Below are 23,832 nucleotides of genomic sequence, written 5' to 3'. Positions count from 1 at the left end.
AAATGACCAGTTATACTGACCCTTCGTACGGTTAAAAAGAAACATGTATATCTGTAACAGCATTAATTTTTTTCAGTTGATTTCTAACAAAAAGGAGATTCTGCCGTGACTACAGCATTAATCATTCTCATTATTTTTCTTCTTACACTAATTGTTGATAATAGAATGCGAAAGAAAATACGGGTTTCCTACCGAAGAAACAACTACCGGATGCAGGAGGAAAAGTTTCTGGAAACTAAGATTTATATCACCGTTTTTACGCTTTTTCTTTTTATTCTTTTCATCGGTACCGAAAAAACGGCATGGGTTTTCCCGGCACTGGGTTTTCATTTTGCCCTTCTGTCCCTGCTTGACGGCATAGAGAAAAGCGCAATATCCCTGAGGAACGCAAGCACTGGCATTCCTTTTTTATTAGCATTGTTTCCGCATTAATTGGCATCATCGCTCTCGCAGACCTTATGCTGTACTGACTACGTTTCAACTAAAATAGAAGCTCCAGCGCAAGATAAGAAACAATAAAATACAGAATGGTTATACTAGTTACAATATATTCTTTTGCTTCTCTGGCAAAATACCATTCCAGCCATGCTTTTGCCGCTCCGACCAACACGAGAGAAGAAATTACAAATAGCGGAAAATAGTTCTGTGAATACACCTCTGTCGTGAAAGGAAGTACAATTACCATCACAATTACAGCTCCCAAAATCCCATTGGACCAATACTTTCCTTTAGTTTTTTTAAGGGTTACTGCTCCTTTTGGTACGATCCATAACTCCAGCAAAAAAATCAGCAGAATACCGACAATTCCTGCTACAGAAAAAAATTCTGGCACGCTATCACCTTTCTTTTAATTAATTAAGTATCTCCGCAAGCACGAAGCTCATCGTGCTCATAAGCAAAAGCGCCGCCAATATTCTTAACCATACCGCTTCCGCCTGGTTGATGCTTTTCTTCGCCCCCCGGTTTAATTCCATATGATCCAAACGTTGGCTATCAATAATAATTGGAAGAACATGGCGGTATTTCCCACATAACTCTGCCCCGTGATTGCCAAAATATTGAGAATAAAAACCCACATAAAAACCAAGCCGTTTAAGACGAAAACCAGCGTCGTACGTATTCGATTCTGGCCCACTGCCATGCTCTTCCTCTACCCTATATTACCTAAAATATTACAAATGCAGTTTAGCAGAAATATCCTTTTATGTCCCCTTCTTCTACATTTTCCCATTAAAAAACCCGCCGGCAGTTTCCTGCCGGGCGGATTGATTGGTTCGTTATACTTTTTGGTAGGCCACGCGGGAAGCGGCTTCCGCAACTTCCTTGAGTCCAGCGTCGATGATTTCCTCTGCCTGGTCCGGGTTGGCATTATGACCTTCGATTACTACTTCGTCCACGATATCCATGCCGTACAGACCGCCAAAAATGTTCTGCATGTACGCAAGCGCCATATCCATGCCGGCCATTTCCGGAGCGGAATACACGCCGCCGCGGGCGTTCAGAAAGATCACTTTTTTCTCCGGCATCAGCGGAATCAGTGCACCTTCCGGGCTGTATTTAAACGTGTAGCCGGCTTCAGCGATATAGTCAATAAAGGTCTGCAGCTTGGCCGGAATTGTGAGGTTCCACAGCGGGAAGGCGAAGACAACCAGATCAGCAGCGCTGAAGGCATCCTTTGCTTTCTGCTTGGCGGCAAGCACCCGGCGGTCCATTTCAGTTGGCTTACCGTCTGTCGCGAGACGCCCGAAAGCGTCAAAGAAGTCCTGGCCAAAATACGGCGTATCCTCTTCAAACACGTCGTAGGTCTCGACGTTCAATGCGCCCGCGTTCTGGACGTTTTCCAGAAACGTTTCGTACATTTTCGTGGAAATGCCATCCGGGCGGTTATTTGCTTTTACTAATAATACGTTCACAGCTATCCCTCTTTTTCTTAAATGTTTAATTTTTCTCTGCTCTTATTATTTTAGCCGCTCTGCCTGTGAAAACAAGTACGCACTTAAAAGTGGTATAGTTCCCTTGAGGGTACCAATGGCGGCTTTAGAAGAGTGTAAGCAAAACAGTTCGTTTTACAGGTGGAACGTGGTAGTATGTACATACTGAATTGCATGCAAGCAAATAACTACATACCTGCTTTATAAAATCGTACTAAGGAGTGGCATTAATGAAAAAAGAAGTCGAATTCTGTCAGTTTCAGGAGGCGCTCGGTATCCTTGTCGGCAAATGGAAGCCTGTCATCCTTGTGCATCTGCTAAATGACGGCACACAGCGCTTCAGTGTATTAAAACGGAAAATGCCGGGCATCACCCAGCGTATGCTCACCAAGCAGCTGCGCGAGCTCGAGGATGAGGATATTATCCAGCGCGTCATTTACCCGGAAATTCCGCCCAAGGTAGAATATTCCATTACTGAATACGGCCGGAGCCTGGAGCCGATACTCGAAGCAATGCACGAGTGGGGAAGCTCCCACGTTGCCCGCAAGCAGGCAGAGGAACCCGAGGCACAGGAAGAAAAGCTGTCCTAAAAATTAAGCCCCCATTTCCCGGATTAACGGGAGATGGGGGCTTTTTGTCTGTCTCAATTAATTGGCGTTCAAGCCACCGGTCGCGCTGTATACGTGACCGGTCACATAGCTTGCCTGATCGGAGGCAAGGAATACGTAGATGCCGGAAAGCTCCGCCGGCTGACCCGCACGCCCAAGAGGCGTCTCCGGCGTCTCTTCTCCAAATTTAGGGACGTTTTCGGCCGGCTGGCCGCCGGAAATCTGGAGCGGAGACCAGAACGGCCCCGGCGCGACCGAGTTTACCCGGATGCCCTGGGAGGCTACCTGCTTGGCCAGTGCTTTCGTAAACCCGATGATAGTACTTTTGGTCGCTGCATAATCCAGAAGCATTGGCGACGGATCGTAGCCTTCAACGGAAGTCGTTGTTATGATCGAGCCGCCCTCCGGCATATGCGGGAGCGCTTCCTGTGTCATCCAGTACATGGAAAATACATTCGTTTCAAACGTGGAAACGATCTGTTCGGTCGTAAGGTCCGCAATGTCCTTTACGGCCTGCTGTTTGCCGGCGACAAGTGCCAGAATGTCCAGGCCACCGAGTTCATCCACTGCGGACTGCACGAGTTCGCGGGAGAACGTTTCGCTTCTGAGGTCTCCCGGCAGAAGCACTGCTTTACGCCCGGCCTGTTCAATCATTTCCTTCACGTCCTGGGCGTCCGGCTCCTCGTCCGGCAGATAGTTAATCGCCACATCGGCGCCTTCGCGGGCGTACGCAATAGCTGCCGCCCGGCCGATACCGGAATCGCCGCCGGTAACAAGCGCTTTTCGTCCCTTCAGCTGTCCGGTGCCCTCATAGCTGCTTTCGCCGCAGTCCGGCTGTGGATTCATATATTTCTGCACTCCAGGCGGATCCTGGTACTGCTTCGGATAGTCATTATGATAATACTGTTTGCGTGGATCCTGTGTCATCCTGAAAATCTCCTTTATTTACATAACTTATTTACATGGTTTTTCATTTCCTTTTCATGACAAATTGAAACATGTAAAAATATTTTCATATAAAAATCAATATTCATTACGTTATACACAATGGGTGAAATAGTTATCCTATTGAGAGTTTCAGGAATAACTCGAAGAAAAAAGGAAATTTCATACCAGGAGTAGAAATCAGTAATACACTTGTACTAACTCGTTTGGGGGATATTTATTAACCTGGAAAGGGAGTGTGTATTATGGTCGGCGTCGAAATCGATATGGTGGTTACCGACAGTTTAAAAGCCCTGGAGTTGTATCAAACAATATTTGATATTGAGACGGTGGAGGTTTCCGACTTTTCCCGGGGTGAAAATGAAGTCCTCTTCACTTTGTATGATGTCCCTTTCCATCTGTTGGATGAAAACCCGGCCTTCCATTTAACCGCTCCCACCCCGGATGACCCGAAAACACTCTGGTTTAATATCACGGTTCCAGACATCGAGGCGACCTACGACAAAGCCATCAATGCTGGCTGCAGTGAAGTACAGCCCGTCACGAACCTGCCTGACCACGGCGTAGCAAATGCTGTTTTTATGGATTCCTTTGGCTATATATGGATGCTCCATCAGGTGTATGAGGAAGTGAGTATTGAGGAGCGCAAACGGCTCTGGGAGGAAAAACGGGCGAATTAACAGACTATTATTAAGCAGCTATTCTGCAGACATCAAAAAAACCGCGTCTTTTTAGACACGGTTTTTCCATGTTTTTTTAACATATCAATCTTTCACAGGAATAATAAAATGAATATGTTATAAGTCCCCGGGATTCTTCGATTCAAATTTTGACAGCTTTGTATTAATTTCATACAGCGACTCCTGCATTTTGAAGAAAACAATCAACAGCTCACAGTAAATTCTGGTAAATAACGGCCCGAGTACAAGAGTTATCAATCCAAGCAGCACCTGGGAGCCTCCGCCAAAATCACTGGTAACACCCGCACCGATTTGGAATATTCCAATTAGAACAGACAGCCCTACCCCGATAAAAAAGATTATTTTAATAATCATCGGTGTAATCATTTTGTTAAAGTTTAAGAAGCTATACATCTTTTCACCTCCTTTTTATAAATGAATGACTATATTACCATAAAAGTTCCTTATATTATATGTTTTTCTGTTTTCCCTGCAATTTTTATGCAAACTATAGTCCCGATATTCGGGTATACACACAAGCAGCCGCTTCCCGGCGCTTTTTGGGACACGGCTGCTTTTTTATATCTTCAGGCTACTGGTTTTATCCGGTAAAAATATCGCCCTGCGGGTAGCGTACGTGCGTTTTTTTCGGCTTGGCCAGTGAAAAGGCCAGCGTCACTGAGCCTACCCGGCCGACAAACATGATGAGGATAATTACCACTTTTCCGATCATGCTTAAATCCTCCGTGAGTCCCAGCGTAAGGCCAACCGTGCCGAATGCCGAGAAGGCTTCGAATACAATGTATTCAAAAGGCGCCTGCTCGGTCAGCGACAAAATAAATATCCCCGAAAAAACGACAGCAAATCCGAGTACAGTAATCGCAAGCGCCCGTTCAATAATGGCCGGGGCGATACGCCGGCGAAAGGCGGTTAAATCTTCCTCGCGTTTAATATATTTCACTGCAGCCAGAATAATTACCAGAAATGTCGTCAGTTTAATCCCGCTTGCTGTCGAAGCACTGCCGGCACCGATGAACATAAGCATCATAATGAATACGATTGTCTGAATCTGCATATCGGCAATGTTGACGGTATTAAACCCGGCTGTCCTCGGCGACACCGCCTGAAAGTAGGAAGTCCACAGCTGTTCCCCAAGCGAAAGTGATGTCGTTGTCTGTGGATTAATATACTCAAATAAAAACACAATAGTCACGGCTGCAGCATTCAGCACCAGCGTGCCGACAATCATCAATTTCGAATGCAGCGTCAGGGTGCGGAATTTCCGTTTTTCCCACACATCATACAGTACCGTGAACCCGATGCCGCCGATAATAAATGAAGAGGAGATCGCAATATTTATCGCCGGATTGCCGGCGTACTGCATCAAGTTGCTGTCCCAGAGAGCAAAGCCAGCGTTGTTAAAGGCAGAGACCGCGTGAAACACGCTGTAGTAAAGGCCTCTACCCCATCCGTACTCCGGCACCCACTGGGTGGCGAGTGCGGCGGCTGCGAGCGATTCCACGCTCAAAGAAAAAATGACGAGAATCTGCACAAGCTTCACGACCCCACCCATCGCCGGCTGATTCAGTGACTCCTGAACGAGAAGCCGGCTGCGCAGACCAATACGTTTACCGAGCAGAAGCACAATAAAAACCGTGACCGCCATAAACCCAAGCCCGCCTAGCTGGATCATGACCATAATTACAGTCTGACCAAAAACCGTAAAGCCGTTTCCCGGACTGACCGTCACGAGGCCAGTTACGGTCGTGGCAGACGCTGCTGTAAACAACGCATCAATTACGCTGATCGGGCTCGTGACGGATACAGGAAGCATTAACAGTCCCGTCCCCAGGGTAATGACAACAAGAAAGCCGGAGGCAAGAATCTGCGGAGGCGTCATGAACCGCATTAACCATGATAGAAAAGTCATTACACATCGCTCGATTCTGCAAAAGGTAGTACTGCTCGTGAACAACTATTTCCGGCTTGAAAAATATTCCTCCTATTTTTTCTATCATACATAAATCTTTCCCGTTTAACTATCTTTTTTATCTGCTTTTGCTTCCTCTTCGACGCTTACCCATATCCCTGCCGGCCGAATGTAACCTGCCAAAACAGAGCAACTGTCGTTAAACACAAAAAACCCGAATCGTGAACACCTGTTACTGTGTCCATGATTCAGGCTTTGTTCAATCAAAAGCAGGCTTTCGTTATTCATCCACCACCGAGGCGGTGACCACCAATCTCTCCCGATGCGTGCCGGCATCATTGTCAAACTCTCCAGTGCACGTGATCAGCTGCAGCGTCCGTTCGCTGGAGGCACCAAAAATCTGCTGAATGGGAGCATCGTCATACGGATAAGATGCGGCGGATTCCATTTCAAACGTAATCGTTTCTCCGTTATCACCGGTTACTTCAATTAAGTCTCCCTTTTTGAGCTTATCGAGATGGTAAAATACCGCAGGACCGGAGCGGTCATTCACATGGCCTGCGATGACCGCATTCCCCTGCTGTCCCGGTTTGTACCCCGGCGAAAACCAGCCGGTTTCCTCCCCGTTATCCGGTACTTCCATACCGCCGTTTTCAGTATATTCCATATTATCCACTGCCGCTTCCAGATCAATTGAGCTTATTCTGATTTCTGCCGGTGAAATCGACTGCGACGATGAAACTTTTTGCGTTTCTGTCCGCTTCCCGATCTCCGAAGCCTCTGCCCCTTCTATCGACGCTTCCGAATATGCTGTTTCTGCTTCCGTGAATTCCTCTGAGCTTCCGGTTAAAAAAAGAATCAGGATAGCGAAGAGAATACTATGAAGAAGCGCCCGCGCGGCGGCGTGCATAGTATCCAACCCCAAGACCAGCAGCCAACAGGCCAGCCAATCCATACATCATCATGTTATCAGTTCCAGCTGCTCCAGTCTGTGGCATTTCAGATGGCATACTTTCACTCGAAGGGGTGGACAGTATAATCGCATCAAGTTCCGGATCTCCCTCTGCAAAACCAACTGCAAGCACGGAATAGTTCATGCCTTCTTCAAGCTCTGTGCCGGCAAGGTCGAGTACTACATCCTCGGTTCCTGTCGGACGTACTTCGAGATCATAGGATCCGGCTTCCACTTCCATATAATCCGTCACTCCGGTGAACGGAGCGTCTTCAAACAAAATGTCTCCGTCTGTTACCGCGACATCAACGTTTGGAGCGTCAGGAGAAAAGTGTGCGACTCTTACATTCGCCATTCCCTCTGCTGCTTCCTGATTGTCCTCTAGCACGCTCAGCTCAATATCCTCCAGCGTGTTTATGGCTGCTGCTGTGTAAGCTTCGCCCTCTTCCACATCAAGTGTGCCGGACAATACGGGATCGCCTTCGCCTTCTTCACCAGCAGCAAATATTTCTACCTCGCGCTCACCTTCCGGTACTTCCAAATAATCAGTTGCATCCTTGAAGGCCGCCCCTTCGACTACAGCCTCTCCATCAACGTAAACATCAACCTCGGGTGCATCAGGAGAGGCGTGAACAATTCTTACCATCCCGCTGTCTTCCGATGCGCCTTCCTCCGTATCATGACTGTCGGCCAACGCTGTGCCTCCTCCAGCTAAACTAAACACCAGCGCACCAGTTAACATGGATCCAGCAACCTTTTTCATTTCTCCGCCTTCTTTCCAAAATAGGATGTGTTTCTCCGGGGCGGGTACTATGCAACCAATTATCAGAAGCATAGTTATTTTTACTATATCCTTTTCTGCTATGCTTCAAACGTTAATTTCACAATTTTCAAACAAATATTTCTAACTAATATAAAAAAACAGCCCCTGGCTTCCAATTAACTGGAAAAAGCACCCCTGTTTCCAGGATGCTTTCTCCGTTTAATCATATTCACCTAAAATTACTGGATCGTTTTTAACAGCTCATAGGCCTCACGATCAGAGTCAGTATTTAATAACTGCTCCCGGAAGGAATCATCCATCAGCTTTCTCGACAGCATCTGAAGTATTTTCAGATGGTCCTCTCCCTGTCTCTCTACAGGGACAGCAATCATAAATATGAGATTGGCTTCTGTCTTATCCGCACTGCCCCAGTCCACACCCTGAGTCTGCCTTCCAAAGGCTACCGCGGGCTCCTTCACAGTATCCGATTTACCGTGAGGTATAGCAATTCCCATTCCGAGTCCTGTGCTGCTTTCTTCCTCTCTTGCCAGAATCGCGTTTTTGAACATTTCCTTTGATTCCACTATCCCCTGCCGGTCGAGCATGTGTATCATTTCATCCACTACTTCATTTCGCGTCTGGCCGTGCAGGTTTGTATTTACAAGCTCAGGCGTCATTATATCTTTTAACTGAGTAATCTGCTTATCCTTATTATGATTCGTTTCCGGAGCAGGAGCCGCTTCTGTAGAAGTTCTTTCAGCGACCTCCGTGGTATCATTTTCCTCTGGGAGCCCGGCGTACGCTACATCCCGTTTCAGGGTGTTAATCAGAAGCGCCGTCACGATGGTACCGACAATCGCGGCTACAAAGAACATGATTATGTTATCCACCGCACCGAGCACGGCAACGATAGGACCGCCGTGGGCCACCCGGTCACCGACTCCGGAAAGCATCGCAATAACAGAGCCAGTCATCGAACCGATAACGATACTCGGTATCACTCGAAGCGGATCCTGGGCCGCAAATGGAATAGCTCCTTCCGTAATCCCAAACAGACCCATCGTAAACGAGGCTTTTCCTGTTTCGCGTTCTGCCTGCTGATATTTTCTTTTGTTTAAAAACGTCGCAAGCCCCATGCCAAGCGGCGGAATACAAATAGCTACAGCAATGGCCCCCATGATTTCGTAGTTGCCTTCACCAATCATGGCTGCTCCAAATAGAAATGCTACTTTATTAAACGGTCCGCCCATATCTATGGCAATCATTCCACCCAGAATCAGCGCAAGTACAAAGGAGCTGGTTCCCTGCATGCCCTCAAGCCACTGCGTCAATCCTTCAAAAATGCTCGCAACCGGCGCCCCGATAATGAAAATGAACAGCAGGCCGACCGTGAGCGAAGCCAGGATCGGAATGAAAATAATCGGCATCACCGGCTGCACAGCCTTTGGCACCTTGATTTTCTTAATACCGAGAGCGATATACCCGGCGAGAAAACCAGCAATAATACCGCCGATGAAGCCAGCTCCGGCTTCGCTTCCGTAAAAGCTTCCATTGACGGCAATGTAGCCTCCGATAATACCCGGCGCGAGCCCCGGCCGGTCCGCAATGCTTACAGCAATGAAGCCGGCCAGTATAGGCACCATGAAGCTGAATGAAGCTGCCCCGAGATTTTCAATTTGTTTCCAGAAGGAATCTTCAGGAATCTGTATCCCTTCCGGGGTCTGGTTGCCTCCTAAAGCTAGAGAAATAGCAATAAGCAGTCCCCCGACCACGATGAACGGAATCATATAGGAGACCCCGTTCATTAAGTGTTTATACACAGGGTTTTCCTTATCTTTTTTTCCTGCTTTCACTGTTTCAGCGTTTGGCATCGCGCCTTTGTAAACGGATACATTATCTTCCATGATTCGCTCAATTAAGTCCTTCGGCTGGCGTATGCCGTCCTGGACGCCTACGACCAGCAAAGGCTTTCCGCCGAAACGTTCCCTGGAGACCTCCTTGTCACTGGCAATAATAATGCCGTCTGCTTCCGCAATGTCCTGCTCTGTCAGTTCATTTTCCACACCGATGGAGCCCTGGGTTTCCACTTTGATTTCAATGCCAAGCTCGCTTCCGGCTTTTTGTAGATTTTCAGCCGCCATATATGTATGGGCAATGCCAACCGGACAGGCGGTGACCGCTAGTACCTTCATCCGTTTCCCTCCTCTGTAATTTCTGTTTTCATCGTAAAACGGAAATTACAAAAAATAATCATTCATTTTTACCGCTGCTCCGGTAATACGAATGATTATTAAAGATGCTCTCTACTTCTTCGAGCGTTTGTGCCTGGTTCAGTTGCTCGAGGACGCTCGCTTCCGTCCCCATTCTCGAGATCATATGCATAAGCGAGCGTATGCTTCCCTGATCCTTTTCGGCAATCGCAAGCAGGAAAACAATCGTCACCTGTTCCCTTCCCCATTCAATTGGTTTATTAAAAATGGCGAGAGACACCGATGACTCGTAGATCTCCTCCGGCGGGGCGTGCGGAATCGCAATCCCGTTGCCAAGCGACGTGGAGGACGTTCTTTCCCTCATGACCGCCCGCTGCGGAAAGTCCTCTGACACGGTGCCCTTTCTGACAAGCTCACGGCCGAGCTTCTCGATCAGCTCGTACCGGTGCACCGGCTCTATACCGATCGCTGTTTCGCCCTTTTTCAGCCAATCCGCCATGGAACTGGAAAACAACGGCTTCTGCTCCTCGTACTGCAGATAAGCGTCCAGCTTCCTGCGATCCTCCGCCTGAAGCAATGGAGATATCACCAGGACGGGTACCTTCTGCTGCGTCAGTTCTCTCGTGGATAAAACGAGATCAACCGAATGGGTTTCGAGCATATTATCAAGCTTTGGCGCTGCGATGCAGCCGATCACCTCCATGCCTTTATAGGTCTGTTCAAGCTTCGCTTCAAGCAGATGGGACATGCCGACTCCCAGTTCACAAACGATCAGGGCTCTTTTTTTCTGCTCCCGCTTTTTCTGAAGCCGCTCAATAGATGCCTGAAAATGAAGCACCAGATAGCCAGCTTCATCCTCCGGAATATAAATGTCATAGCTCTCATTCACTTCTTCCAGCGCCATCACCATCATGCTGAACATATAGGGGTACATTTTCTTTATTTCCTCAAGCATCGGATTTCTGATCGCAAATCCATGAACAACGCGATGAATGGTCGAAGGCAGATGAACCTTCAGTCCCTCGAGAAGAATTACATCCTCTTTAAAATTGGTCATCGTCAAAATTTGCAGCTGGGTCGTGAGCTGTTCGAGAATGTCTTTCATTAATGCTTCTTTATTGCTGTTCTGCCGCAAAAAGTAGGAATCCGAGCAGCTGATCAAATGAAGCGTAAAATATACCTTCTCCGATTCAGGAAGCGATAATTTCAACTTGTCTTTGATAACCTCTGCGAGCTCTTCCGCCATTCTATATTCTTCGGCGTCTCTGGCTTCTTTCCGCTCATTTTCCTTCATAACAATTGTCGAAGACTGCCTCACACGCTTCATGATGATGAGCGCATGGATCATCAGGCTTTCCCGTTTTTCGGCTGATATCTCCCAGCTCCATGCGTTTAGCCTGTCAGCAATTGCTTTTCTTATAAAGCTGACCTCATGCTGAGGGAAAAGCCGGACTAGCGAGTCCGAAGCCGTTTTATCCTTTGCTACAAGCTCAGATAAATGAGCAACAGCACTTCGTCGCTTCAATTCGTCTCCCGCGATGGTGAGTCCGAGCCTCAGTTTCGATATCAGTTCAAGCTCAAACGTTGCCAGCCAGTCCGAAATGACCGCTATGCTCTCTTTAATTTCTTTGACTGACATAAAGAATTCTTTTGCCAGTCCCTGTATGGTCTGGGGTTTTTCTTCGACGAGCAGGCGGTAGCCTATTTCAAGCAGGTGATCGGTCTCCTCATGCGATGATCTTTTATGTAAAAGGCTGAAAATATGACGTTTGTCTTCCTCCGTAATGGCTACTTGAACGCCGAGACCGGGTTTTCGCAGAAGCTCCGCCTCCGAGTGCTCCCCGAGAAAATAGTGCAGCGTTTTCAAATCATTTCGTACGGTTTTTTCCGAGCAGTGTAACTCTTCTGCCATCGTCTGAATATGCGTAAACGTCTCCGAATGAAGTAATAATTTCTGCAGAAGCTTTATCTGCCTTTCATTGAGCATCGCTTTGTCCTCCCTTCATCTGTTTTTTGTTCAGGTTCATCCATCCTTAATATATCATCCATTATAACTTTAGTTTTTTGTTTGGTGGAGTCAGGTTAATTTATTTTTGGCATGAACCGCCCCGGCGGTCTTTAAAAAAGAGGCTGTGGAGCCGTACCCTGCACCACTATATTAAAGACGATGGATGTTTTAAAGCAGGGGCTGTCACAAAAAATAGCCTGTCCAGTGTCCGGCGCCGGGCCGGATCCTGAACAGGCTATGATTCAAAGCTGCTTACCTCGGTAAACTACTTTACGTTAAAAAACCAGCAGAACTGTACACCGTTTATTTTTCCGCTTTTTTACCGTTTCACATCGTTTTCCTGGTTTTGCACAAACTGAAGCACGTACGCCTCGTCAAACTGGTTACTGTCGCCGTACACCATGTGCTTGAGCACGCTTGAAGCGGTGGCAAATTCAACAATCTGCTTTGGCTCCCAGTCCTCCTGCAGGATCCCGTGCAGAATGCCGGAGGCAAAGCTGTCGCCGCCGCCGACCCGCTCCAGCAGATCAAACGAATGCGTGGCACTGGCATGGAGCTCGCTTCCATTGTAGTAATAGCCAGTCAGGCTGTTCGAACTGGCTGATTCTACCGTCCGGTGGGTGCTTGCCATCAGGGAAATATTATACGTACGGGCGGCCTCTTCATAGAATCGCTCCAGCTGCTCCGGCGAAAACGCTTCGTCCCCGTCCATCCCTAACAGATACACAAAATCCTTATGCCCGATAAAGCAGACATCCACATACGGCAGAATGTCTTCAAAGGAGGCTTTCGCTTCCTCCTGCGACCACAGCTTCGCGCGGAAGTTGCAGTCAAAGCTCACATGCACCCCTCGGCTTGCAGCCTCCTTCAGCGCCGTCATCGTCAGGTTATGCATAGCCGGGCCGAGCGCAGGCGTAATGCCGCTCACGTGAAGTACCTCCACCCCGGCAAGCAGCTGCTCCCAGTCGAGATCAGCCTCTGCAAGCTCCCATACGGATGAATCCGCCCGGTCGTAAATCACTTCCGCCGGCTTGACCGAATAGCCCGCTTCCACGTAGTACAGCCCGAGCCGCCTGCCCTGATCCACAATCGTCGTCGTGTTGACACCGGCTGTCCGGAGACGGCGTTTGGCGGCCTCGCCCATCGCATTTGCCGGCAGTGCCGTCAGAAACGAGGCGTCGTGCCCGAACTGGCTCATGTTCATTGCTACATTGGCCTCCGCCCCGCCAAAATAAACGTGAAAATCGTTGGTCTGTACCAGCCGCTGGTGGGACGGGGGAGTCAGCCGCATCATGATTTCGCCCATCGTCAGAATTCGCGCCATCGCCTACACCTCCTCTGCGAGCCGCTGAAATTCGGATGCGAGCCGGGTAACTTCGTCGTAATCACCGGTTTTGGCCGGTCCGGTAATCGATCCCCCGGCGCCGACCATGACGGCCCCGGCCTGCAGCCACTCCTGAACGTTATCCAGATCTACGCCGCCGGTCGGCATTAGCTGCACGTGCGGGAGCGGTCCGCGCAGCGTTTTAATAAACGAGGGCGCATACATTTCTCCCGGAAACAGCTTCACCACCTGTGCCCCGTAGGCGAGCGCTTCGGTCGCTTCCCGGACCGTCATAATGCCGGGCAGATACGGCACCGCATAGCGGTTGCACAGCTTCGCGACCTCCGGATCAAAGGACGGGCTCACAATAAAGGACGCGCCCCGGATAATGGCGAGCCGGGCGGTTTCACTGTCGAGCACCGTCCCCGCCCCGACCACGGCATCCGGATACTTCTGCACCAGCGTCTTCAGCACCTCATCCGCCTCCGGCACGGTAAATGTGACTTCGAGCGTTTTGGCCCCGCCCTTCACGCAGGCATCTGCCGTCTTCACCGCCTGGTCCGGACGGTCGCCGCGAACGACTACCGCCACTCTGTTTTCGATCATTTGATTCAGGATATGAAATGCTCTCATGGTTTTCTCCTTTATACTCCAGAATAAGCGGAAAACCCGCCGTCAATTGGTACAACAATGCCGTTCACAAAGCCTGAGGATTTTTCATCCACGAGCCAAAGCAGGGTGCCCACCAGCTCCTCCGGCTCCCCGAAGCGCTCCTGCGGCGTCTGGGATAGGATTTTTTCCGCTCTCGCACTCAGCACACCCTCTTCCGAAAACATCAGCTCCCGGTTCTGGTCTGTCAGGAAAAAGCCAGGTGCCATGGCGTTTACCCGCACGCCGGACTTGGAAAAATAGACGGCAAGCCACTGTGTGAAGTTACTGACAGCCGCCTTTGCCCCGCTGTAGGCAGGGATTTTCGTCAGCGGCCGGTACGCATTCATCGATGAAATGTTAATGATCGAGCCCGGACGGTCATATACCATGTCGCGGGTAAATACCTGCGACGGAATCAGTGCCCCGAGAAAGTTCAGTGAAAACAGCTGATCCACCGCAGCAGGATCTAGGTCAAAAAAGGTGCCGCCGCTGTCGGGTGCTTCCGGATCAAAGTATTCCTGTCCGGTCGTAGCCTTCGGATTATTGCCGCCCGCTCCGTTGACGAGAATATCACACGGCCCGAACCGGCTTTTTACATCCTCGTAAATGGCCTCCATCGCCTGCTTATCCGTTACATCGCCGCTGTAGCCCGCAGCTTCTCCCCCGTCTTCGCTGATGCGCCGGGCTACCTCTTCGACCTTTTCTTTGTTTCGGGCAATGATCGCCACCTTGGCTCCATTAGCAGCCAGGGCCTCCGCCATCACAGAGCCGAGCACCCCGCTTCCGCCTGTGATAACAACAACCTTATCCTCCAGTGGAATCTGAAATGGTGTCTCCATCGTTTATCTCCTTTCCCGCACAGCATCGATAATGCCGTTAAGATATACCGCACCGAGCGCGCGGTCGTACAAGCCGTACCCCGGCCGGCCTTCCTCGCCCCAGATCATCCGTCCGTGATCCGGACGGATCGGGCCTTCATAGCCCACTTCGATCAGCTTTTGCATGATGCCGACCATATCGAGTGATCCGTCATGCACGGAATGGGACGTTTCCTGAAATGATTTTTCGCTCGTCCACCGTACGTTTCTCGCGTGCACAAAATGAATGCGGTCCTTCATATGCTCAATCATGCTGATTAAATCGTTATTCTGGTCCGCTCCGTAGGATCCGGTGCAGAAGGTGATCCCGTTGTTTTTGCTGTTGACCCGCTTCAGCATCGTCATGACGTTGGCTTCATTTGTGATAATGCGTGGCAGGCCGAAAATATCCCAGGGCGGATCATCCGGATGGATCGCCATAAGTACGTCCTCTTCCTCCGCAACCGGAATAATACGCTCCAGAAAGTAAACCAGGTTTTCCATCAGGTCCTCTTTCGATATTTCTTTATATTCCTCCATAATGACCCTCAGGTCGTCCTTCTGATAGGATAAATCCCACCCGGGGAGCGTCAGGCTCCCATCGAGCGGATCAATCTGCTGAATCAGGTCCTCATCATACATGAGGGAATGCGATCCGTCGGGAAGCGGTGCATCAAGCTTGGAGCGGGTCCAGTCAAACACCGGCATGAAATTGTAGCAGATGGTTTTGATGCCCTCCCGGGAGAGATTGCGGATCGTTTCCTGGTACTTTTCAATCCAGCTGTCTCTCGTGCTTTTGCCCATTTTAATGTCTTCATGCACCGGCACGCTTTCCACCACGTTCCATACGAGCCCGCGCTGCTCGATTTCGGCTTTCATGCTCCTGATGGTTTCACGCGGCCACGTTTCGCCCGGCGGCAGGTCATATATCGCAGAGACGATCCCCTTCATCGCAGGAATCTGTTTAATTTGTTCGAGCTTGACGGGGTCTTCGGTCCCGTACCAGCGAAAGCTCATCTCCATCAGTCATTCCTCCTTTAAATTGAAAAATACCTTTTCGCGTTGTAGTAGCAGATATTTTCGACATACGTACGTAATAGCTTCAAGTCGTGCGGCGCTTTTCCTTCTTTCACCCATCTGCCAATTAAATTGCATAGAATGCGCCGGAAATATTCGTGCCGCGAAAATGACAGAAAGCTTCTCGAATCGGTGAGCATGCCGATGAAATTGCTGATCAGGCCAATGCTCGCAAGGGAGGTCATCTGGCTTTCCATTCCGTCAATGTGGTCATTGAACCACCAGGCGGTGCCCACCTGCACCTTGCCGGGCATGTCGCTGTTTTGGAAGCTGCCGGCAATCGCCGCGAGCGTGTTGTTATTATTGGCATTGACGCTGTACAGCACGGTTTTCGGGAGAGATCCATTTTGTTCAAGCTGATCAAGAAATGCAGCAAGCGGACGGGCAGGCAGCTGGTCATGAATCGCGTCAAATCCCGAATCTCCGCCGAGCTTTTGAAACATGGCGGTATTCGTATCGCGAAGTGGATGCAGGTGCAGCTGCATTACCCAGTCCTTTGCCGCATACCTTTCAGCCAGATGCAGCAGCGTATACGTTTTGTACTGGGCTGCCTCCTGCGCCGTAACCACCTCTCCGTTCATCCGTTTTTGGAAAACGGCCGCTGCTTCCGCTTCGCTCGCTGGTTCATACACCATTTCAGTCAGCCCGTGATCGGAGCTGCGGGTACCGAGCGCATCAAACGCGTCGATTCTTTCATCAAGGGCGGCTAAAAGCTCGCCGTAGGAGGAGATCCTTTTCCCCGTCATATCAGCCAGCTGCCCGACCCAGCCGGGGAAGCTGTCCTTCTCCAGATGAAGCGCCTGGTCCGGCCGGTAGGAAGGCGACACCTCGAGCGGCAAATCGCTTCGTCCCAGCTGCTCGTGGGTAGTTAACGCGTCTGCCGGGTCATCCGTCGTTCCCAGGTATACGACGTTGTCCTTCTGGAGAAGCGACCGGGTAGAAAACTCCGGTGACTGAAGCTTTTCCCGGGTTTCGTTCCAGATTCCTTCCGCCGTCTCCCGGTTTAACAGTGTATGGATGCCAAAGTACGACGACAGCTCCAGGTGCGTCCAGTGGTACAGCGGGTTCCCAAGCGTGTTCGGTACCGTTTCCGCCCACGCCAGAAACTTTTCGTAGTCGCTTTTGTTTCCGGTAATGTATTCTTCACCAATCCCGTTCGCCCGCATGGCTCTCCACTTGTAGTGGTCGCCGCTCAGCCAGATCTCGGACAGGTTATTAAAGTTTTTATCGTTTAATATTTCGACTGGCGGAAGGTGATTGTGATAGTCGATGAGCGGCAGATGCTTCGCATAATCGTGATACAGCGTGCGTGCCACTGGTGACTGAAGCAGAAAATCTTCGTGAATAAACGCAGTCATAGTGTCATCTCCTAATTAATTTGTTTACTATGCAAACTATTAAATTTATACTTTTAACACAGCAGCATTCGTATTACTACCATACGCAGCACGAATAGAAAGAGGGATCTACCTTGCATAAAGGTGACTGGAACTATATCCGAAACTTAAACCGTCGGCTGATTCTTGAGGAAATTGTGAAAAATGCTTCCCTTTCCCGGAGTGAGCTCGCAAGAATTACCGGCTTAAATAAAGCAACCATTTCCACACAGATTCATGATCTGCTCGAGCAGGGGCTCGTGATTGAAACAAGAACCGAAGCACTGGATACTCCCGGCCGGAAGCCGATTATTATTGAAATGAACGAGCGCGCCGGCTTTACGATCGGCATTGATATTGATGAACAGAGCACCAATATCATTTTTTGCGACCTGAAGGGCCGCCGGCTTCATCAAAAGCAGCTGCATCTGGACACGTATCATTTTGAAAGCATGCTTGAAGAATTAATTCAACAGCTGCAGACAGAAATCGACGCATTCCGAAGCGGCACCTTTGATGCCCCTCTTGCCGGAATCGGCATCGGTATCCACGGCATCGTAAATAACGACAGCCAAATCGTTTACACCCCGAAGCAGGAATGGGTCGATCTCGACGTGAAGACCCGGCTCGAAGAAGCATTTGACGCCCCAGTTCACGTGGATAACAGCGCCAATCTCGCGGTGTACGCCGAACACGTTTACGTTGAACACGTGCAGGATCTGTTCTGCCTGACCCTGTATTCCGGTATTGGTCTTGGCATGGTCAAGGATTCGGTCATTTACCGCGGGCATCAGGGCTTTGCGGGTGAAATCGGCCATATGATTATCGAGCCAAACGGCAAACCCTGTCCTTGCGGCAATCACGGATGCTGGGAGCTGTACGCTTCCAACAAGGCATTTTTTAAACTGCTTCACGAAAGTGGCGACGAGTTCCATACCCAGGAGCAGGTGCAGAAGCATTTGGAGACGACCGATGCCGAAAGGGTGATTAACGAATACATTTTCTACCTGTCAATCGGGGTAAATAATGTGATTAACATTTTCAACCCGGAGCGCATCATCATTAACAGCCCACTGTTTGCCTCCAAACCCGAACTGCTAAAAAGGGTCGAGGCTTCTCTGCAGTCCAAGTTCAATAACTACGAGCAGCTGAAGATCTCGAGCCTGAACGAAGATGCCTGCGCCCTAGGCGCCGCGGCGCTTGCGTTCAAAAAGTTTCTCGGCGTGCACCACGTGGACCACTCCGCCTCCTTTACCAGAGGGCAGTAAATATAAAGCTACATCAGATCAAACAGCTGAGGCAGGAACAGGCTGAGCTGTGGGATGAAGGTAATGGCAAGCACCATAACAATCAGGATGATGAAATATGGCACCAGCGTTTTGATGACGCTTTCGAGTCTCGCGTTGGCTACACTTGTACCGACAAACAGTACGCTGCCCACCGGAGGGGTAATGTTGCCGATACAAAGGTTAAACGCGATAATAATGCCGAAGTGGACAGGGTCGATGCCTAGTTCGGTCACCACCGGGAAGAAGATCGGTGTGAAAATAAGCACCGCCGGCGTAATGTCCATAAAGGTCCCCATTACGAGCAGAATCACGTTGATCAGCAGAAGAATTACGATCGTATTCGCGCTGATCGAAAGCAGCGCGCTGCTGATTCCTGCCGGAATCTCGGTATAGCTCATTACGAGCGAAAACAGGGTCGATGCCGTAATTAAAAGCAGAATCATGCCCGTAATTTCGATCGTTTCCTTAAAAATGTTTTTAAATTGTTCTTTTTTCAGCTGCTTGTATAAAAGTGACAGCAGCAGGGCATAAATCACGGCAACCGCTGCGCCTTCCGTCGCGGTGAAAATACCGGCGACGATCCCGCCGATAACGATGATGATCAAAAGCAGGCTTGGAATCGCGTCGAAGACGATAAACATTTTATTCTTCCAGCTGACTTTTTCGGATACTGGGTATTTATGTTTCCTGGCATATACGTAAGCAACCGCCATAACAGAAAGACCCCACAAAATGCCTGGAATGTAACCAGCCATAAACAGAGCTGCAATCGAGGTTCCTCCACTGACCAGGGAATACACGATCAGCATCGAGCTTGGCGGTATTAAAAGTCCTGCCGGTGCCGACGCGATATTCGTCGCGGCCGAGTAGCTCAGGGAATATTTCTGCCTCATTTCCATCGGGGTCATGATTTTACCCATCGCAGCCGCCGCCGCGACACTTGAACCCGAAATTGAGCCAAACAGCATATTACCGACAACGTTAGTGTGTGCGAGCGACCCCGGCAGCCGGCCGACAATAATTTTTGCCAGGTTAATAAGCCGGAAGGCAATACCGCCGTTGTTCATAATAATACCTGCAAGCACAAACAGCGGAATCGCCAGAATGGTAAAGTTGTCCACGCCTGTCGCAAGTCGCTGGGCGGTAATGATGATACTGACGTCAAACGGAATGACGAGCGAAATGGTAATCATTGCACTCAGCAGAATCGCGAGCGCAATCGGCACCCCGAACACGAGCAGTATTCCGAGCGATGCAAATAATAAAATACCAGCTGTAACTGTCATCCTTTTTCCCCCTCACTGGCAGTGCCGATCCGGCTGCCGCCATGAAGCATATCAATCAGCGCGTACAGCACGATACATACGCCTGAAACCGGCACGGCGCTGTAGACAAACAGCATGGACATTCCTGTTGCCGGGGCCGTTTCCAAGTATGTATACGTCAGCAGAATGATGCCGCCGATTATCATCGGTACTATCCCTAAAAATATCCATAAGACATTGATTGCAAGATTAATCAGGCGCTGCGAACGCTCCTGGAACTTTTCCACCAGAAACACAATGGCAATGTGCTTTTTCTGTCCGAAAACGTAAGCGGCCGTGAGCAGCGTAAACCAAATGAGCATAAAGCGGATAATTTCTTCGCTAGTGGTACTCGGCGCATCCAGGACGTACCGGGTAAACACCTGCCAGATCGAAAGAAGTGCCATGCATGTAATTAAAACGGCATTCACAATCAAAAGCGCACGATCAAGAATCATTTTGACCTTTTGCATTCTACTCGGCCTCCTTTATTTTACGGTAAATCTCAGAGGTGTCCGGGTCGTTTTCGAATTCTTCATGAAGCGGCTGAACCTCGTCAATAAACGATTGTTTATCTACTTCATAAAACTCTACGTTCATTTCCTCTTCGGCTGTAACCTTGGCTTCTTCCACTGTCTCGTTCCAAAGATCTTCATGATAGCTTGTAGATTGCTCCGCAGCCTCTTCAATGACCTGCTGTTCACTGTCGGAGAGGTCCTGCATCGTACTTTCATTAGCAATCAGCATATCGGGAACGATAGCGTGCTCGGTGTAGAAATAATTTTTAGCCACTTCTCCGTGGTTGCTGTTCGTAAGTGCCGTCGCATTGTTTTCAGCGGCATCAATGACGCCTGACTGCAGGGCAGTATATACTTCGCCGTAGCTCATCGGCGTCGGGGTGCCTCCCATCGCTTCGATCATCTGCACGCTCGTTTGACTCGGCTGCACTCTTGTTTTTAAACCGCTCATATCCTCGCTTGTCTCGAGCATCGTATCTTTCGTATAAACGTTGCGCACGCCGGCATCATAATACGTCAGTCCGCGGAACCCTTTGTCAGCAGACTCCATGTAAATATCGCTGGTCACTTCTTCATCGTTCATAACACGCTTAAAGCTTTCCTGGCTTTCAAATAAATACGGCAGGCTGAAGACGGAATACGCCGGTTCAAAGCTTTCGAGGGCACTCCCGCTCACCTTGCTGAAATCCACGGCGCCGGTCTGGGTCCCTTCAATTACTTCCCGCTCGCTTCCAAGCTCCCCGTTCGGGTAAATTTTAATGTTCATCGATCCATCCGATTTTTCATCTACAAGCTCGGCAAATCGTTCAAGCGACTGATGCACAGGATGGTCCGTCGGTTGGTTGTGTGCGAGCGTGAAGGTCTGTTCTTCCTCACCGCTTGCACTCTGGCAGCCTGTTAAAGCAATCAGGGCCGTCATTGTAGCAAGACTTATCCATTTCTTCACTGTTGTTTCCCTCCTTTAATTAACGTTCAGCGATGCTCACTTCCAAGAAAACCATTTGTCTGCTTTTCCGTTAATAAAAACCTGTCTCGTTTCATCCTCCGGCAGTTGGAAATGCACAGCCGTGAGGCCATTGCTGTACGACCCTTGCTGAAGGACATCAATATAAATGCCGCTTTCGTCGGGCATCATGGTGCACGTAATCGAAAGCACATCAGCATCGTGACGTTTGTCGTTGTCGTCGTAATACGTAAACGATGTCTGTTCACCGTTCCGGCCCGGATACAATTGCATGTCGATCCGGTTCTCGACTTTGTTTTCAATAGGAACCAGGCTGCCGCCTTTTACCATCACCGGCGTATACTCGAGCGGGGCCGGAACCGTCACCTTACGCCCTCCCGCGTACCATTGTTCGGTATACATGTCGTACCACCCGTGCGGATTATCGGGCAGATACAATTCACGTTCGCGCTCTCCCGGACGTACAATGGTGCATACTAGCAGCTCTTCGCCGAGCATGAATTCGTCGTTTTCGGCATGCGTCGCTGCGTCGTCACCAAAGTCAAAGAAGGTTGGCTTGATCACCGGCTCGTAGCTGGCCGATGACTTGTGTAGAAGCGAGAAAATGTACCCGGACAGCTTCTGGTGCCAGTGGATGGTGTCGGAGACCTTATCGATAATCTCCGGATACATCCACGGTTCGTTCACTGTTTGGTCATCGTTCCAGGAATGTATTGTAAACCGCGGATAATAAATGTTGCTCTGAATCCAGCGCAGAAACAGCTCTGAATCCGGCGCATCTCCGGAGAAGCCGCCCGTGTCATGCCCGAAATTGTAAATGCCGGAAAGACTTAAGCCAATCGCCATTTTAATGTTATACTGAAGCGTTTCCCAATTGGAGTAGTTGTCCCCTGTCCACGTCTGGGCGTACCTGCTGAGGCCTGCGCTTCCTGCCCGGCTGATCAGGTACGGGCGTTTTTCACTGTCAAACTCGGTCTGAGCCTCGAGCGAGCTTTTCGTCATCAGCATCGGGAAAATCGCACGGTACTCCTGAAATTTTCCACCCTGGCCAAACAAATGAATCACTGCCTCCGGATCCCAGATTTCAAACTCGTTGTTGTCATTCCAGGTCGCGTCGATCCCGTTTGCGAGCAGTTCCTTTTTCACGTTTTCCTTCCACCATTCGATGGTCTGCTTGTTGGTAAAGTCCAGGTAGACGCCCATATCGTCCCAGAACTGCTGCAGGAGCGGCCGATGTTTGTTGTCGAGAATAATGTAGTCGTTGTTGAGTACTTCTTCATGCTTTGGGTGATCGATCAACAGGCTCGGCTTAATGTTAGCAATGATGCGGACGCCATTCGCATGAAAATCTTCAGTAAATTTTACTGGGTCCGGGAATTTTTCATAGTTCCAGTTGAAGACGTACCGCTTATGGTCAATGGATGTATATCCCGAGGAGAGGTGAAAGGATTCGCATGGCATGTCGTGTCTCTGGCAGTCCTCCACAAAGTTCATCAGACGCTCCTGAGATTTTTCTTCATCAGTATAGGTCATCGTTGAACCGGAATAGCCGATGCTCCATTTTGGCATAAGCGCCGGCCGTCCGGTCATCCAGGAAAAGCTGCGGGTGACCTCAGCCACCGTTGGCCCGAGAATAAAGTAGCAGTCCAGAAAATGAGAGCTGGATTGAAAAAACCGGTACTTCCCGTGGTAGTTGTCTTTTTCCCGCCCCATATCGAAAGCGCATTCATTATAGTCATCGTAGTAGAGTCCGTAAGCCACTCCGGTTTCCGGCGAATGCGTAATATAGTACGGAATATGCTTATAAAGCGGGTCCGTTTTTTGGGCATCGTAGCCCATCGCATCAATGTTAAGCATGCGGTAGCGCTCCCCGTGCTTATTGACATTTCCTGTTTTTTCCCCGAGGCCGTAGTAACGCTCCCCTTCATTTCGTTTTAAGTAGTGGGCTGTCGGTGCCGTTTCAGCAACCTGAAATCCGTACGCCTGCGTATTTCGGTCTTCGGCAATCAGCTTCTCTTCTCCCGCTGTTTTGTCAAACCAGCTGCAGTGCAGCTTCGTTTTATTGATTACTAGCTTGAGTGAAGCCGTTTCAATTACATATTCTTCAGGATGCTCTGACGTTTCATAGGCCGGGAGCGAAAAATAATCAGTTATACGATTCCGGTCGAGTCCTTCAAACGGCATCTCCGTGTCTCCCGGGGCCACAGCCCATGTATGTATATCCATCTCCGGCTGTTCCTTCGTCAGCGTAACGCGGAACAATTTTTCTTCGAGTACATAAACGCAAAAGTACATTTTCTGCACATCGGATTCAAAAAAAAGCATATTGTTCTTCTGGGCAGATAAATAAAACTGGTCTTTCATCGTTAGCATATGTTCACCCTCTTTGGATTAATCACTTGTTCAATAATTAATTTGTAGTGTAAACAAATTAATTATTTACTT

Annotated in this window: 24 protein-coding genes; 5 read left to right on the top strand and 19 right to left on the bottom strand. The window is 49.4% G+C overall.

Going from position 1 to position 23,832, the window contains the following annotated elements; all coding sequences use genetic code 11:
* Positions 1-105: 105 nt before the first annotated feature.
* Entirely contained in the window at positions 106-432 is a 327-nt protein-coding gene (locus tag Q9M42_RS01955) for a hypothetical protein (RefSeq protein WP_322524848.1), read from the top strand.
* A 49-nt stretch (positions 433-481) separates the two neighbouring features.
* Here Q9M42_RS01955 and Q9M42_RS01950 read toward each other — a convergent pair whose 3' ends face one another.
* The 3 genes from Q9M42_RS01950 to Q9M42_RS01940 form a co-directional block, all read right to left on the bottom strand.
* Entirely contained in the window at positions 482-832 is a 351-nt protein-coding gene (locus Q9M42_RS01950; protein ID WP_322524847.1) for a DUF4181 domain-containing protein, read from the bottom strand.
* A gap of 19 nt (positions 833-851) precedes the next feature.
* Positions 852-1,076 (bottom strand): hypothetical protein, encoded by a 225-nt coding sequence (locus Q9M42_RS01945; RefSeq protein WP_322524846.1) that lies wholly within the window; start codon positions 1,074-1,076, stop codon positions 852-854.
* Between the two features lie 201 nt (positions 1,077-1,277).
* On the bottom strand, positions 1,278-1,913 hold the full coding sequence (locus Q9M42_RS01940) for an FMN-dependent NADH-azoreductase (RefSeq protein ID WP_322524845.1): 636 nt from the start codon (positions 1,911-1,913) through the stop codon (positions 1,278-1,280).
* A gap of 248 nt (positions 1,914-2,161) precedes the next feature.
* Here Q9M42_RS01940 and Q9M42_RS01935 point away from each other — a divergent pair, with 248 nt between their 5' ends.
* On the top strand, positions 2,162-2,521 hold the full coding sequence (locus Q9M42_RS01935) for a winged helix-turn-helix transcriptional regulator (RefSeq protein WP_094908374.1): 360 nt from the start codon (positions 2,162-2,164) through the stop codon (positions 2,519-2,521).
* Between the two features lie 57 nt (positions 2,522-2,578).
* Here Q9M42_RS01935 and Q9M42_RS01930 read toward each other — a convergent pair whose 3' ends face one another.
* Positions 2,579-3,466, bottom strand: a complete 888-nt coding sequence (locus Q9M42_RS01930; RefSeq protein ID WP_322524844.1) for an SDR family oxidoreductase — start codon at positions 3,464-3,466, stop codon at positions 2,579-2,581.
* A 263-nt stretch (positions 3,467-3,729) separates the two neighbouring features.
* Here Q9M42_RS01930 and Q9M42_RS01925 point away from each other — a divergent pair, with 263 nt between their 5' ends.
* A complete protein-coding gene (locus Q9M42_RS01925; RefSeq protein WP_322524843.1) occupies positions 3,730-4,164 on the top strand; it encodes a VOC family protein in 435 nt (144 codons plus the stop codon).
* A 117-nt stretch (positions 4,165-4,281) separates the two neighbouring features.
* On the opposite strand, the gene Q9M42_RS01920 is transcribed toward Q9M42_RS01925, so the two are convergent.
* Positions 4,282-4,578, bottom strand: coding sequence for a DUF4282 domain-containing protein (locus Q9M42_RS01920; RefSeq protein ID WP_322524842.1), 297 nt, complete (start codon positions 4,576-4,578; stop codon positions 4,282-4,284).
* Between the two features lie 187 nt (positions 4,579-4,765).
* Positions 4,766-6,073 carry a TrkH family potassium uptake protein gene (locus Q9M42_RS01915; RefSeq protein ID WP_322524841.1) on the bottom strand — a complete coding sequence of 436 codons (1,308 nt, stop codon included), beginning with the start codon at positions 6,071-6,073 and terminating at the stop codon, positions 4,766-4,768.
* Here Q9M42_RS01915 and Q9M42_RS01910 point away from each other — a divergent pair.
* Positions 6,063-6,188, top strand: a complete 126-nt coding sequence (locus Q9M42_RS01910; RefSeq protein ID WP_322524840.1) for a hypothetical protein — start codon at positions 6,063-6,065, stop codon at positions 6,186-6,188. The two genes, Q9M42_RS01915 and Q9M42_RS01910, sit on opposite strands and share 11 nt — an antisense overlap.
* A gap of 186 nt (positions 6,189-6,374) precedes the next feature.
* Here the strand turns inward: Q9M42_RS01910 and Q9M42_RS01905 are convergent, their stop codons facing one another.
* The 9 genes from Q9M42_RS01905 to uxaC all read right to left on the bottom strand — a co-directional run bounded on the left by Q9M42_RS01905 (position 6,375) and on the right by uxaC (position 17,294).
* Positions 6,375-7,004 carry a class F sortase gene (locus tag Q9M42_RS01905; protein ID WP_322524839.1) on the bottom strand — a complete coding sequence of 210 codons (630 nt, stop codon included), beginning with the start codon at positions 7,002-7,004 and terminating at the stop codon, positions 6,375-6,377.
* Positions 6,973-7,809, bottom strand: a complete 837-nt coding sequence (locus Q9M42_RS01900) for a DUF4397 domain-containing protein (protein WP_322524838.1) — start codon at positions 7,807-7,809, stop codon at positions 6,973-6,975. The genes Q9M42_RS01905 and Q9M42_RS01900 overlap by 32 nt, the downstream gene beginning before the upstream one ends.
* A gap of 239 nt (positions 7,810-8,048) precedes the next feature.
* The gene (locus tag Q9M42_RS01895) at positions 8,049-10,001 is read right to left on the bottom strand and encodes a PTS fructose transporter subunit IIABC (protein ID WP_322524837.1); all 1,953 of its coding nucleotides are present in this window, start codon (positions 9,999-10,001) and stop codon (positions 8,049-8,051) included.
* Positions 10,002-10,059: 58 nt separating this feature from the next.
* Entirely contained in the window at positions 10,060-12,006 is a 1,947-nt protein-coding gene (locus Q9M42_RS01890) for a BglG family transcription antiterminator (protein ID WP_322524836.1), read from the bottom strand.
* A 340-nt stretch (positions 12,007-12,346) separates the two neighbouring features.
* Positions 12,347-13,351, bottom strand: coding sequence for a sugar kinase (locus Q9M42_RS01885; protein WP_322524835.1), 1,005 nt, complete (start codon positions 13,349-13,351; stop codon positions 12,347-12,349).
* A 3-nt stretch (positions 13,352-13,354) separates the two neighbouring features.
* Positions 13,355-13,984, bottom strand: coding sequence for a bifunctional 2-keto-4-hydroxyglutarate aldolase/2-keto-3-deoxy-6-phosphogluconate aldolase (locus Q9M42_RS01880; RefSeq protein ID WP_322524834.1), 630 nt, complete (start codon positions 13,982-13,984; stop codon positions 13,355-13,357).
* 11 nt (positions 13,985-13,995) lie between these two features.
* Positions 13,996-14,841: an SDR family oxidoreductase gene (locus Q9M42_RS01875; RefSeq protein WP_322524833.1), complete on the bottom strand. Its 846-nt coding sequence runs from the start codon at positions 14,839-14,841 to the stop codon at positions 13,996-13,998.
* A 3-nt stretch (positions 14,842-14,844) separates the two neighbouring features.
* Positions 14,845-15,882 carry a mannonate dehydratase gene (uxuA, locus tag Q9M42_RS01870; RefSeq protein ID WP_322524832.1) on the bottom strand — a complete coding sequence of 346 codons (1,038 nt, stop codon included), beginning with the start codon at positions 15,880-15,882 and terminating at the stop codon, positions 14,845-14,847.
* A gap of 14 nt (positions 15,883-15,896) precedes the next feature.
* On the bottom strand, positions 15,897-17,294 hold the full coding sequence (gene uxaC, locus Q9M42_RS01865; RefSeq protein WP_322524831.1) for a glucuronate isomerase: 1,398 nt from the start codon (positions 17,292-17,294) through the stop codon (positions 15,897-15,899).
* A gap of 113 nt (positions 17,295-17,407) precedes the next feature.
* Between uxaC and Q9M42_RS01860 the strand changes: the two genes are divergently transcribed.
* A complete protein-coding gene (locus Q9M42_RS01860; RefSeq protein WP_322524830.1) occupies positions 17,408-18,580 on the top strand; it encodes an ROK family transcriptional regulator in 1,173 nt (390 codons plus the stop codon).
* A gap of 8 nt (positions 18,581-18,588) precedes the next feature.
* Here Q9M42_RS01860 and Q9M42_RS01855 read toward each other — a convergent pair whose 3' ends face one another.
* The 4 genes from Q9M42_RS01855 to Q9M42_RS01840 are packed head-to-tail and all read right to left on the bottom strand — an operon-like array spanning position 18,589 to position 23,760.
* Positions 18,589-19,887, bottom strand: a complete 1,299-nt coding sequence (locus tag Q9M42_RS01855; RefSeq protein ID WP_322524829.1) for a TRAP transporter large permease — start codon at positions 19,885-19,887, stop codon at positions 18,589-18,591.
* Complete coding sequence (locus tag Q9M42_RS01850) at positions 19,884-20,378, bottom strand: TRAP transporter small permease (RefSeq protein ID WP_322524828.1); 495 nt, start codon at positions 20,376-20,378, stop codon at positions 19,884-19,886. The genes Q9M42_RS01855 and Q9M42_RS01850 overlap by 4 nt, the downstream gene beginning before the upstream one ends.
* Before the next feature lies 1 nt (position 20,379).
* Positions 20,380-21,369 carry a TRAP transporter substrate-binding protein gene (locus tag Q9M42_RS01845; protein ID WP_322524827.1) on the bottom strand — a complete coding sequence of 330 codons (990 nt, stop codon included), beginning with the start codon at positions 21,367-21,369 and terminating at the stop codon, positions 20,380-20,382.
* Between the two features lie 36 nt (positions 21,370-21,405).
* Complete coding sequence (locus Q9M42_RS01840) at positions 21,406-23,760, bottom strand: glycoside hydrolase family 31 protein (protein WP_322524826.1); 2,355 nt, start codon at positions 23,758-23,760, stop codon at positions 21,406-21,408.
* Between the last annotated feature and the right edge of the window lie 72 nt (positions 23,761-23,832).

This window comes from Marinococcus luteus (assembly GCF_034497705.1).
Lineage (GTDB): Bacteria > Bacillota > Bacilli > Bacillales > Marinococcaceae > Marinococcus > Marinococcus luteus_A.
The sequence above is the reverse complement of the archived record's forward strand: the minus strand, read 5'-3'. Positions and strand labels throughout refer to the sequence as shown.